Origin of the sequence: Halomonas sp. SSL-5 (genome assembly GCF_030708455.1) — a bacterium.
Classification (GTDB): Bacteria; Pseudomonadota; Gammaproteobacteria; order Pseudomonadales; family Halomonadaceae; genus Halomonas.
In genome coordinates, this window is the sequence record NZ_JAUYWF010000002.1 from 199,076 (window position 1) to 211,241 (window position 12,166).

Sequence of the window (12,166 nt, forward strand, 5' to 3'; positions counted from 1 at the left end):
CCCTACCACTCCTGGCTGGTCTCGCGCAGGGCGGCGATCTCGGCCTTGGCCTGACGCAGACAGTCGCCAAGCTCGCTGCCAAGCTCGGCGCCGCCGCCCACTGCGATCAGGCCGGCGGCGGCTCCCCCCCGCCGACGGGCGGCGCCGTCGTCACCGTGCAGCGCCTCGAGCCTGGCGACCAGCCAGTGAAGCCAGCTGCCCTCCCGGGCGGCCAGGTCGCGCAGGCGCTGCAGTTCGGCGATGCCGGCACCCTCGCGGCCGAGAAGCTCGCGCCAATCGTGGCCGGGCAGGCGGGCATGCTCGGTGACCTCGCGCAGCAGCGACTGGAGCGCCAGTTCGGTGAGCGCCAGGGCACCCTCCTCGGCCGCCATGCGGCGGGCCTCGGCATGCTCATCATCGCCGGCGGGCATAGCGAGCAGCAGTTCGGCCTGGTAGAGCAGCTGATTGGTGCGAGAGCGTGGTGTCACTTGCGCTTGTCCTCCACCTGCCACCGGCTGCCATCGAAAGTGGCCTTCCAGCCGGTGGCCTTGCCGTTGTCGTCGCTCATCACGAACTGCTCCTTGGCCTTGCGCGAGAAGCGGATCTGGGCGGGGCGGCCGTCCGGGTCCTCGCTGGGCGCGTCGAGCAGGTAGCGATACTTCTCGGGCAGCTCCTCGGCGTGGGCCTTGAGTTCCTTGACCAACGGCGGGCGTGTCTCACGGTTCTTGGGGAACTTGCTGGCCGCCAGGAACAGGCCACTCGCCCCGTCGCGCAGCACATAGTGGTCGTCGACCTTCTGGCACTCGAGCTCCGGCATGTCGATGGGATCCATCTTGGGTGGCGCCACCTCGCCGCTCCTGAGCAGCTTGCGGGTGTTCTTGCACTCGCTGTTGGTGCAGCCGAAGTACTTGCCGAAGCGCCCGCTCTTGAGCTGCATCTCGCTGCCGCACTTGTCGCACTCGATGGTGGGGCCGTCATAGCCCTTGATGCGGAACTTGCCCTGCTCCACCTCGTAGCCGTCGCAATCGGGGCTATTGCCGCAGATATGCAGCTTGCGGGTCTCGTCGATCAGGTAGCTGTCCATGGCGGTGCCGCACTTGGGGCAGCGGTGCTTGGCGCGCAGCGCATCGGTCTCGGCCTCCTCGTCGGCGTCGGCGGCCACCGCCTCTTCGCCGGGAAGCAGGTCGATGGTGGTCTTGCAGCGCTCCTTGGGCGGCAGGTTGTAGCCCGAGCAGCCCAGGAAGACCCCGGTGGAGGCGGTGCGGATCTGCATCTTGCGCCCGCAGGTCGGACAGTCGATATCGGTGGGCACCGGCTGGTTGGGGCGCATGCCCTCCTCGCTCTGGGCCGCGTCGAGCTCCTTCTTGAACTCGGCATAGAAGGCGTCGAGCAGCGCCTGCCAGTTGCGCTCGCCATCGGCCACCTCGTCGAGGCCATCCTCCATGCGCGCCGTGAAGGAGTAGTCCATCAGGTCGGGGAAGGACTCCTTGAGACGCTCGGTGACGATATCGCCCAGCTTCTCGGCATAGAACCGGCGGTTCTCCAGCTTGACGTAGCCACGATCCTGGATAGTGGAGATGATCGCCGCATAGGTGGAGGGACGGCCGATGCCGCGCTTCTCAAGCTCCTTGACCAGGCTCGCCTCGGTGTAGCGGGCCGGCGGCTTGGTGAAGTGCTGAAGCGGGTCCAACGACGCCAGGGTCATGGTGGTGCCCTCGGCGAGGTCCGGCAGCGACTGGTCATCGTTCTTGCCGGCGGGCTTCATGACGCGGGTATAGCCGTCGAACTTGAGCACGCGCCCCTTGGCCCTGAGCTCGTAGCCATCGACCTCGACGGTGAGCGTGCTGGAGAGGTATTCGGCCGGGGTCATCTGGCAGGCCACGAACTGACGCCAGATCAGCTCGTAGAGTCGCTCGGCGTCACGCTCCATGCCGGAGAGCTCGGTGGCACGCCGCCCCACCTCGGAGGGTCGGATCGCCTCGTGGGCCTCCTGGGCGCCCTCCTTGCTGGAGTAGCGGACCGGCGACTCGGGCAGGTAACGCGGGCCGAACTCACCACCGATGAACTCGCGCACGCTCTCCACGGCATCCTTCGACAGGTTGGTGGAGTCGGTACGCATGTAGGTGATATAGCCGGCCTCGTAGAGGCGCTGGGCCAGGGTCATGGTCTTCTTCACCGAGAAGCCCAGCCGACCGCTGGCGGCCTGCTGCAGGGTCGAGGTGATGAAGGGAGCATTGGGCTTGGAGCGGGTCGGCTTGTCCTCCCGCGCGGTGATGGCGAGCGACGCCTGGCGCAGTGCGGCGATGCGCTCCAGGGTCTCGGCCTCGGAGGTGGGCCGGAAGGCCTTGCCATCCTGACGGGTGAGCTCGAAGCGCACCGGCTCACCGCTGTCGGCAACGAGATCGGCGTGGACATCCCAGAACTCCTCGGGCACGAAGGCGCGGATCTCGCGCTCGCGCTCGACAATCAGGCGCATGGCCACCGACTGCACTCGCCCTGCCGAGAGCCCGCGGGCCACCTTGGCCCACAGCAGCGGCGAGAGCATGAAGCCCACCACCCGATCGAGGAAGCGCCGCGCCTGCTGGGCCTCTACCCGCGGGATATTGAGGTTGCCGGGGTCCTGAAAGGCCTCCTGGATGGCATTCTTGGTGATCTCGTTGAACACCACGCGCTTGTAACGCGCCTCGTCTCCGCCGATGGTCTCGCGAAGATGCCAGGCGATGGCTTCCCCCTCGCGATCAAGGTCGGTGGCGAGATAGACGGCATCGGCCTTCTCGGCGAGCTTCTTGAGCTCGGCAACGACCTTCTCCTTGCCGGGCAGGATCTCGTAGTTGGCCTTCCAGCCGTGCTCGGGGTCGATCCCCATGCGGCGGATCAGCTGATCCTGGGCCTTCTGCCGGCGATGCTCGATCTTCTCTTCCGGCGACATCTTGCGCGTGGCCGCGGCCTGACGGGCTCGCTCCTTGGGATCGGAGGCCGCCTTGCCCGAGCCGCTGGTCGGCAGGTCGCGGATATGACCCACGCTGGACTTCACGATGAAGTCGCTGCCGAGATACTTGTTGATCGTCTTCGCCTTGGCCGGCGACTCGACGATGACCAGTGACTTGCCCATAGTGCTCCACTAAGTGTCGGTGACACGAGCCCGGTGCCGTGCCTGGCGAATTCCTGCCGCCTTGCCTTGGCGGGTGAAAAATGCGCTTACCCTACCCCAGCGCCAGGCGTCACGCCAGTGGCGCGCCCGGGCAGGCACTCTGACCCTAGACCGCGGATCACGCCCGGGCAAGCACCCGGCTCACACGACGGCGCCCCCGCCGCACGAAGCGACGGGGGCGCCGGGATAGCGCAGGCGACCGATCAGCGCGAGTTGTTACCGCCCCTCGGCTTGCGGCGCGTGGTGGTGCCGCGACGCCGCGCGGCCGCGGGCTTGGCCGCCGAACTGGCCTTGGGCTTGGGCTCGGACGCTGCCGCGGCGGGCTCCGCCTTGGCGGACTCGGACGTCGGCTCGGCGGGCTTGGGCTCGGCCGCCGTGGCATCCGCCTTGGCGGACTCGGACGCCGGCTCGGCGGGCTTGGGCTCGGCCGCCGTGGCATCCGCCTTGGCGGACTCGGACGCCGGCTCGGCGGGCTTGGGCATAGGCGCTGGCTCGGCCGCCTCGACCCGCTGCGCCTTGGGCGCAGGCTTCTTGGCCTTCTCGACCGTTTCGGGCTTTTCAGAGACCTCGGCGACGGACGCCGCGCGGGTCTCCATCAACCCCTCCAGCTCGCTGTAGGCCAGGCGCTGCGCCTGAGCCTGGCTGTCGAGCCATGCCTCGGCCTCGGCACGGGCCTCCGCCTCGATCTGCGGCGCACGGTCGATGGCGCGCTCGAAGAGGCCACGCACCCGCACCAGGCGACCGGCGGAGTTATCCGAGAGCTCGCCGCTGGCCGCCAGCACATGCTCGATATGCTCGAGGTGTGCCGCGATCTGCTCGGCATTCTGCCCCTTGAGCAGCGCCGGCAGCGCCTCCACGGCCGCCTCGCGATCCAGCTTGAGGATAGAGAACTGTTCGCGCATCAGGCGCTTGAAGTCGGCCAGCGAGAGCTGCGGCTCGAGCTCGGCGTGAGAGGCACGCAGGCGCTTGAAGTTGCGCTCATCGGTGGAGCGGGCACCGCCCAGTACAAAGATCAGCGCCCGGACGACCGCCTCGTGGCTGCCGCCCTCGGCGACCCGTTCGCCGAGCTCGGCCCGACGACGCTCGATGAAGCGGCGATGTTCCGGCTCGGCCCCCGGACGGCGGCGATGCACATGGGCGTCACCGCCCAGACCCACCAGGGACTGCAGCAGCGGCTGGCCGTAGATGTCCAGGAACAGACGCTCGGTGGCGCCGTCACGCAGGTCGCGCCAGGCGTTGAAGCTGCCGGTGATCTGGTCCGAGGCGATCGACTCCAGCACGCGGAAGAGGTTGTCCTCGTCCAGGGGGTGGCGGTCGGCGCGAATGCGTTCGGCCAGCACCGGAATCGAGGCCATCAGCGGGTTGCGGTCGGAGAGCAGCCGGTAGCCCAGGCGGTTGGGGTGCATGCGGCGCATCCAGTGGGCCGACTCGGGAGTGGCCAGGGCGCGCACCCAGGGCTGCACGAAGAGCCGGTAGAGCCCCAGGTTGATCTCGGAGAGACGCGCCACGGTGGCGAAGCGGGTATCGTCCTCGGCGCTGTGCTGCACCACCGTGTCGAGTTCGTCGACACTGCGCGGCGTGAACTCCAGCAGATAGTCGCGCTCGATCAGGTCGCTTTCGTCGTGCTCGTGGGCCTCCGAGATCGTGGTCTCGTAGAGGCCGGGCGGCAGCACATCGATATAGTCCATGTTGGCGGTGAACTCGGTGTGCTCCTTGCGCGACACGCTGCCCGAGACGAAGATGCCGAGGTGGCCCGTGGTGTCGTGGACGCAATAGACGATGGTCTGCTCGTTGGCGACGATGTCGTCACTGCCTTCGTAGAGGTCGCGCACCCAGCCCAGCGCCTGGGGGGGCGGGGTGATATCGTCACCCTGGGAGCAGAACACCACCACCGGCGAGCGCACGTTGCGCAGGTCGATGCGTCGTCCGTCGGAGGTCACCAGCTGGGCGGTGGAGAGACGGTTGCCGACGAACAGGTTGTCGACGATGTACTGGATCTCGTCACCGGCCAGCACCACATGGCCGCCCCACCAGCGTTCGAACTCGAGATAGCGCTGCGCCTCTGTATCCACCTGGGAGTAGAGCCGATACTGCTTGTTCCAGAAGGTGTTGGCCGGATTGAGGTTCTCGAAGTTCTGCACCAGCCAGGCACCATCGAACTGGCCGTCACCCAGGTCGCTGAACAGCGAGGTCATCCAGCTGCCGCCGGTCATCCCCCCGGTGTAGCGCATCGGCGCATCACCGCGCACCCCCGCCCAGTAGGAGAGCGGTGCCCCGGCGATCAGGATCGGCCCGAACAGGTCAGGCTCCAGGGAGGCGGCCATCATCACTTGCCAGCCCGCCTGGCAATTGCCCACCACCATGGGCTTCTCGGAGAGCTCGGTGTGGCGCTCGTTGACATGGCGCAGGAAGGCCACCTCGGCTTCCACCACGTCCTCGACCTGCTGGCCGGGCACCGGATAGGGCAGAAAGCCGATGAAATAGCAGGGATGACCGGCACGCAGCGCCACCCCGATCTCGCTGTCGGGCTTGAAGCCGCCGATGCCCGGGCCGTGGCCGGCACGCGGATCGACCACCACGAAGGGGCGCATCTGCAGGTCGGTGGGCTGGCCGGCGGGCGGCACGATGCGCAGCAGCTCGTAGTTGACCGGGCGCGGCAGGTCACGACCGTCCATCAGCACCTCGGCGTCGAAACCCAGCACGCTGGGCTTGGTCTGCTCGATATGCTCCAGGTACTGGTTGCCACGTAGGCGCATCACGTCCATGTAGAGCACGCTGCGCTCGAAGGCATCGAGCCAGTAGCGCCCTGCGGCGCGGCCGAAGCCGAAGGGATCGACAAGGGACAGCGCATCGGCCGACGGGGTCGGCATCGGAAGGGTCATCATGGTGACCTCCTGGTGTTGGCGGTCAGGGGAAGAGGGAACTCGGGTCGTCAACCCGGCATTTGCTGCAATGCAATATAGCGTAATATGGTTACGCTTGCGAGACCGATCTCGCAATGTGCGGTGACACGGAATGGTCCCGGCACAGCGCCAGACGCCCCTGGATACGATGCCGAACCCGCCCGGCTATGGTAAATTGGCGCCTGTTACCAGCAACCCAATAGCGCCAAGGCGGGCCAGGCCGGGCCAACGCTTCACCCAGCGGGTAGCGTGGCCGCGCCGGCCCGAAAGACGCCGAGCGGAGGGTTCACACCCGATGAGCGACAGCACCCCGAAAACCACCATCGCCAGCGGCAAGAAGTTTCGCACCGAGCACGGCTTCGCCGCCATCAAGGACGGCATCAAGCAGCGCTCCCAACAGGACGAGGGCGGCGGCGTCTCGGGCCGCAAGCCCAAGTGGCTGCGCGCCCAGATCCCCGGCGGCGAGCGCTTCGAGGCGGTCAAGCGCAATGTCAACGAGAACCGCCTGAGCACCGTGTGCGCCGAGTCACACTGCCCCAACATGGGCGAGTGCTGGAGCAATGGTACCGCCACCATCATGCTGATGGGCTCGGTATGCACCCGTGCCTGCCGCTTCTGCGCCGTGGACACCGGCAACCCCGGCGGCTGGCTGGATGCCGAGGAGCCGGCCAACACCGCCACGTCGGTGGAGCTGATGGGCCTGCGCTACGTGGTGCTCACCTCGGTGGACCGTGACGACCTCGACGACGGTGGCGCCGCCCACTACGCCGACTGCATCCGCGCCATCAAGGCCAACACCCCCGAGGTGGTGGTCGAGGCGCTGACCCCGGACTTCGATGGCGTGCACACGGCCATCGAGAGAGTCGTCGACTCCGGCCTCGAGGTGTTCGCCCAGAACGTCGAGACCGTCGAGCGCCTGACCGAGCGGGTGCGCGACCCCCGCGCCGGCTACCGCAAGACCCTGGACGTGCTGGCCCACGCCAAGGCCTACAAGCCCGGCGTGCTGACCAAGACCAGCCTGATGCTCGGCCTCGGCGAGAGCGACGAGGAGATACTGGCCACCTTCGACGACCTGCGCGAGATCGGCGTGGATATCGTCACCCTCGGCCAGTACCTGCGTCCCACCCGCAACCACCTGCCGGTGGAGCGCTGGGTCAGCCCCGAGGAGTTCGAACGCTTCCGCCGAATCGGCCTGGAGAAGGGCTTCATGGAGGTGGCGGCGGGTCCGCTGGTGCGCTCCAGCTATCGCGCCGACCGGGTCTTCGAGAAGAACAACCTGGGGCTGGCCGCCCCTGCCGAGGTACCCGGCCAGGCGCCCGACCCCAACCGCATCGATGCCATCAATGTAGGCTGAGCACCGAGGCAAATGTGGGAGGTCGGCCTTGCCGAGCGAATGGAGGCCGAAGGCCTCCCCGGCGGTAGACGCCAGCGCCAGCAACATCGAAAGGGCGCCTACCGTCGCCATTCGCCCGGGGGACCCGGCCTCCCACGACTGCCATATCGCTAGGCGCTATCCAGTTCCCTTCCCAACTCCCGCGCCAGGCACTCGGCCAGGCGCTCGCCCGCCGCCTCCACCCCGGGGCAGTCATCGACCAGGTCGGCCAGGCGCGTCATCGCCATGCCCGCATAGCCGCAGGGGTTGATGCGCTCGAAGGGCGACAGGTCGCCGTCGATATTCAGCGCCACGCCGTGGAAGCTGCCACCGCGGCGGATGCGCAGCCCCAGCGAGGCGATCTTGGCCTCCCCGCCAGCGGGCTGCTCCACATAGACTCCCGGCGCATCAGGGCGTGCCCGCGCCTCGACCCCGTGCTCGGCGAGCATGGCGATCACCGCGTTCTCCAGGGCGCTGACCAGCTCGCGCACGCCCAGCCCGCCGCGGCGCACATCGATCAGCGGATAAAGCACCACCTGGCCGGGGCCATGGTAGGTGACCTGTCCCCCGCGGTCGGTCTGCACCACCGGGATATCGCCGGGCATCAGCAGGTGTTCGGGCTTGCCGGCCTGCCCCTGGGTAAAGACCGGGTCATGCTCGACCAGCCAGAACTGGTCGGGGGTATCGGCATCGCGCTCATCGGTGAGCTCACGCATCGCCCGCCACACGGGCTCGTAGGGGCGGCGTCCCAGGCGATGCAGCTCGATCGACGCAAGAGTGGGGCTAGCGGCCATCACACCACCATGTGCACGCGGCCGGTGGCCTTGAGCTCGACGAACAACGCCTGCAGCTGGGCCTCGCCGGTGGCGAGGATGGAGAGCCGTACCGACTGGAAGCGGCCATTGCGACTGTCGACCACCTGCATGGCGGCGGCATCGAACTCGGGGGCATGGCGGCTGACGATCTGGCACACCACCGCGGCGAAGTCATCGGCGGCGTCCCCGACCACCTTGAGTGGGTAGCGGCACGGGAAGGTGATCTTCGGCGGCTTGCCGGAGACCGGCCGGCTGGGGCGACGCAGGTCGCGCAGCGACTTGTCGTTCATGCGGGTTCCAGGTGTTCGTGAATAGGCGACCATTTTACTCAAGGTCAGGGCTAGTGACCAATGCGCCGCCCCGAACGACAGGGCTATCGCAGATAGAGACAACACTATTTTGGGGAGCCCGATGATAGTGGGAGCCCGATTATAGTGGGAGCCCGATTATAGTGGGAGCCCGATTTATCGGCGATCGCGGTGGTACAAGGGCGCCTACCAGCACCATCGCGCAGAATCTGCGCTCCCACGAAGGGCGCCATCGCGCAGCATCTGCGCTCCCACGAAGGGCGCTACGGTAACTGCGATAGCCCTTCCCGAACGACGAGGAGCAAGCCTTAACGGCTTGCTCCTCATGGTCACGCCTGGCCGATGGCGATCAGTCGAACCAGCCACCGATCAGGTTGGAGAAGAAGCGCTGCACCTGGTCGATCAGTTTCTTGATGAAGCTGCCCTCCTCGACCGTCTCCAGGGCCACCAGGGGCTGCTCGCCGACGACCTCCTCACCGAGGCTCACCTGCAGGGTGCCGACGCGGTCGCCCTGCTGGATCGGTGCCTCGATATCGTCCTGGATATCCAGATGCGCGGTGAGCTCCTCGTTGCGCGCCCGCGGCACGGTCATCACCACGTCGCCATCGACGCCGACGCGCAGCTCGTTGATCTCGCCGCCCCATACCCGGGGTGTATTGAGCACCGAGCCACGGTCGTAGAGCTTGAGCGTCTCGAAGTAGCGGAACCCGTAGCTGAGCAGCTTCTGGGTCTCCTGGGCACGCGCCTCCTCGGAATTGGCGCCCATCACCACCGTGATCAGGCGCATGTCGTCACGCTTGGCCGAGGCCACCAGACAGTAGCCCGCCGCCTCGGTATGGCCTGTCTTGAGGCCATCCACGCTGGGGTCGCGCCACAGCAGGCGGTTGCGGTTTGGCTGGCGGATATCGCTGTAGGTGAAGTACTTCTCGGCGTAGATCTTATAGTGCTCGGGGTAATCCTGGATGATATGGCGCGAGAGCTGGGCCATGTCACGTGCCGTCGAGTAGTGATTCTCCGCCGGCAGGCCGGTGGCGTTGAGGAAGTTGGTGTTGCTCAGCCCCAGGCGGTCGGCGTGCTGGTTCATCAGGTCGGCGAAGGGCCCCTCTCCGCCGGCCAGGTGCTCGGCCACGGCCACGCTGGCATCGTTGCCGGACTGGATGATGATGCCGTAGAGCAGGTCGCGGATGGAGACCTGGCTCCCCACCTCGATGAACATCTTCGAACCCCCGGTGCGCCAGGCATTCTCGCTCACCGGCACCATGTCATCCATGGCGATATTGCCGCGATCGAGTTCACGCTCCACCAGGTAGGCGGTCATCAGCTTGGTCAGGCTGGCCGGCGGCAGGCGCTCATCGGAGTTGTGCTCGGCCAGCACGCGGCCGCTGTCGGCATCCATCAGGATCCAGCCACTCGCCGCCAGCTGCGGCGGCGAGGGAATCAGGGTCTGGGGCTGAGGAACCGGGACCTCCTGCGCCGCGGCAGGCGCCGCAACGAAAAGTGCCAGACAGGCCAGCAGCACCGGCAGCAGACGGCCACAACGTAGGGAAAACAGCTCTTTCATGGGGCGACTCTCGAAAGGATATTCTGGGAAGGGGGAGCGAGACCGATCACTCGGCCTCCTTGACGATGAAACTCTCGGCGAAGCCGGCACGCTGCAGCGCCTCGCGCAGCGGTTCGACCTGGTCGGCGCGTGAGATGGGGCCCACCTGCACGCGATGTGCCCCCGAGGCCTCGGCCACCCGCACCGGCCGCGACAACTCGCTCTCCAGGCGCGTACGCAGGGCACGAGCGCTGTCGGCGGACCCAAGCGCCGCCACCTGCAGGTAGAAGGGGCGGCCCTCCGCGGGGCGGCCGGCAGCAGAAGGCGCCTCGCGGGTCACGGACGTCATCGTGGAAGCGGCCGGCCGACCCGCGCCCTGACGCCCGGCGCCGGCAGCGGGTTGCGCCCCGCCGTTCTCGGCGAGCCAGCGGTCGACATCGATGGCCTCCACCCGCACCCGCCCGGTGCCGTTATCGAGGATATCCAGGCGCGCCGCGGCGGCGTAGGAGAGGTCGATCTCGCGATCGCTGTGGAAGGGGCCGCGATCGTTGACCCGCACGATCACCGAGCGGCCGTTATCCAGGCTGGTGACCCGGGCAAAGGTCGGCAGCGGCAGCGAGCGGTGGGCCGCCGACATCTTGTACATGTCGTAGATCTCGCCGTTGGACGTGGCGTAGCCGTGGAACTTCTCGCCATACCAGGAGGCCGTGCCCTGCCTGGCGTAGCCGCTGGCGTCCGGCAGCACATGATAGGTCTTGCCCCACACCTCGTAGGTGGACCGATTGCCACCGCGTGAGTGTGCTTCATGGCGGGGGACCGCATCGGGTACCCGGCTGACATCCGGCGGCTCCTCGGGGTAGGCGTCGCCGGACATGGCGTAGCGCCCCCCGGAAGACGCCGTGGCGGCCTGACCGGAATCGGATGGTGCGGGCCCGCCGCTTCCGGCACAGCCGGCCAGGGTGACCGCAAGGGCGATGGGCAGCCAGCGCAGCATCATGGTCGTGCCTCCTCGTCATCGGCATCCACCGCCTGCAGCCAGTTGGCGTCGAGCTCGCTCGCCGCGGCGATGGCCTCGGCCAGCTCGACCACCGCCATGGCATAGAGGTGGCTATGGTTGTAGCGGGTGATCACGTAGAAGTTGTGCTCGCCGAGCCGATAGCGCCAGTTGCCCTCGCCCTCCTCCACCGCCACCGGCAGCAGGCGATGGGCGTCGTCGACCGCCTCGGGCACCGCGATACCGGCGTCGCGCAGCGCCCCGGCGCGGGTGGCAGGCGGGCGGGCCGCGCGGTTGAAGTCGATGCTCTCCGGGGGCGTGGCGGGCCCCTCGGCCGTGTGGACGACGGGCGCACCGGGGCGCCAGCCGTGCTCGGCGAAGTAGTTGGCCACGCTGCCGATGGCATCCACCGGGTTGCTCCAGAGATCGCGCAGGCCGTCGTCGTCGAAGTCCACGGCGTAGGCGCGATAGCTGGTGGGGATGAACTGCGGGTAGCCCATGGCACCGGCGTAGGAGCCCAGTGGCTCGTCCGCGGGGACCTCCTGCTCGTGGGCGATCTCCAGGAAGGCGCCCAGCTCGCGGCGGAAGAAGTCGCCGCGGGTCGGGTGGTGGAAGGCCAGGGTGGCCAGGGAGTCGATCACCCGGTGGCTGCCGGTGATGCGACCGTAGCGGGTCTCCACCCCGAGGATGGCGGCGATGATCTCCTCGGGCACGCCGTGCTCGGCCTCGGCGCGGGCGAAGGCGTCGGCGTGGGCCTCCAGGAAGGCCACCCCGCCGTGGATGCGCTCGGCGTCGAGGAAGATGGCACGGTACTCGTCCCAGCGCAGGCGCCGCTCGGCGGCGCCTGACATGGCGTCGAGCACCTCCTGGCGATAGCGCGCCTGTTGCATGGCGCTCTCCAGCCAGCCGCGCGCGATCCCCTCATCGGCCAGTTCGTCGACCAGCGCCCGCGCCCCGGCGTGGTGGTCCGGGGCAAACTCCTGAGCGGCCAGCGGCGAGCTGGCCAGCAGGGCGGCACAGGCCAGCGTGGCCAGGCGCCCCTTCCTTCCCTGAATGCATGCCGGCATCATGTGCGGCCTCCCTTGTCGGTGCCCGGCCCTCGTC

General features: G+C 68.0%; 9 protein-coding genes. 1 reads left to right on the forward strand and 8 read right to left on the reverse strand.

Annotated features, from left to right (window positions below):
- Positions 1–2: 2 nt before the first annotated feature.
- From RAN53_RS02805 to RAN53_RS02815, 3 genes are all read right to left on the reverse strand, one after another.
- Entirely contained in the window at positions 3–467 is a 465-nt protein-coding gene (locus RAN53_RS02805; protein ID WP_305795295.1) for a DUF6586 family protein, read from the reverse strand.
- The gene (gene topA / locus RAN53_RS02810; protein WP_305795296.1) at positions 464–3,091 is read right to left on the reverse strand and encodes a type I DNA topoisomerase; all 2,628 of its coding nucleotides are present in this window, start codon (positions 3,089–3,091) and stop codon (positions 464–466) included. The genes RAN53_RS02805 and topA overlap by 4 nt, the downstream gene beginning before the upstream one ends.
- A 242-nt stretch (positions 3,092–3,333) precedes the next feature.
- Positions 3,334–6,012, reverse strand: a complete 2,679-nt coding sequence (locus RAN53_RS02815; RefSeq protein ID WP_305795455.1) for a DUF3141 domain-containing protein — start codon at positions 6,010–6,012, stop codon at positions 3,334–3,336.
- Between the two features lie 316 nt (positions 6,013–6,328).
- Here RAN53_RS02815 and lipA point away from each other — a divergent pair, with 316 nt between their 5' ends.
- On the forward strand, positions 6,329–7,387 hold the full coding sequence (gene lipA, locus RAN53_RS02820) for a lipoyl synthase (protein WP_305795297.1): 1,059 nt from the start codon (positions 6,329–6,331) through the stop codon (positions 7,385–7,387).
- Between the two features lie 149 nt (positions 7,388–7,536).
- Here the strand turns inward: lipA and lipB are convergent, their stop codons facing one another.
- The 5 genes from lipB to mltB all read right to left on the reverse strand — a co-directional run bounded on the left by lipB (position 7,537) and on the right by mltB (position 12,132).
- On the reverse strand, positions 7,537–8,199 hold the full coding sequence (gene lipB / locus RAN53_RS02825; RefSeq protein WP_305795298.1) for a lipoyl(octanoyl) transferase LipB: 663 nt from the start codon (positions 8,197–8,199) through the stop codon (positions 7,537–7,539).
- Positions 8,199–8,510: a YbeD family protein gene (locus RAN53_RS02830; protein WP_305795299.1), complete on the reverse strand. Its 312-nt coding sequence runs from the start codon at positions 8,508–8,510 to the stop codon at positions 8,199–8,201. The genes lipB and RAN53_RS02830 overlap by 1 nt, the downstream gene beginning before the upstream one ends.
- Positions 8,511–8,877: 367 nt before the next feature.
- Positions 8,878–10,089, reverse strand: coding sequence for a D-alanyl-D-alanine carboxypeptidase family protein (locus tag RAN53_RS02835; protein WP_305795300.1), 1,212 nt, complete (start codon positions 10,087–10,089; stop codon positions 8,878–8,880).
- Positions 10,090–10,135: 46 nt separating this feature from the next.
- Positions 10,136–11,065 (reverse strand): septal ring lytic transglycosylase RlpA family protein, encoded by a 930-nt coding sequence (locus RAN53_RS02840; RefSeq protein WP_305795301.1) that lies wholly within the window; start codon positions 11,063–11,065, stop codon positions 10,136–10,138.
- The gene (mltB, locus tag RAN53_RS02845) at positions 11,062–12,132 is read right to left on the reverse strand and encodes a lytic murein transglycosylase B (protein ID WP_305795302.1); all 1,071 of its coding nucleotides are present in this window, start codon (positions 12,130–12,132) and stop codon (positions 11,062–11,064) included. Before mltB ends, RAN53_RS02840 begins: the two co-directional genes overlap by 4 nt.
- Positions 12,133–12,166 lie beyond the last annotated feature (34 nt).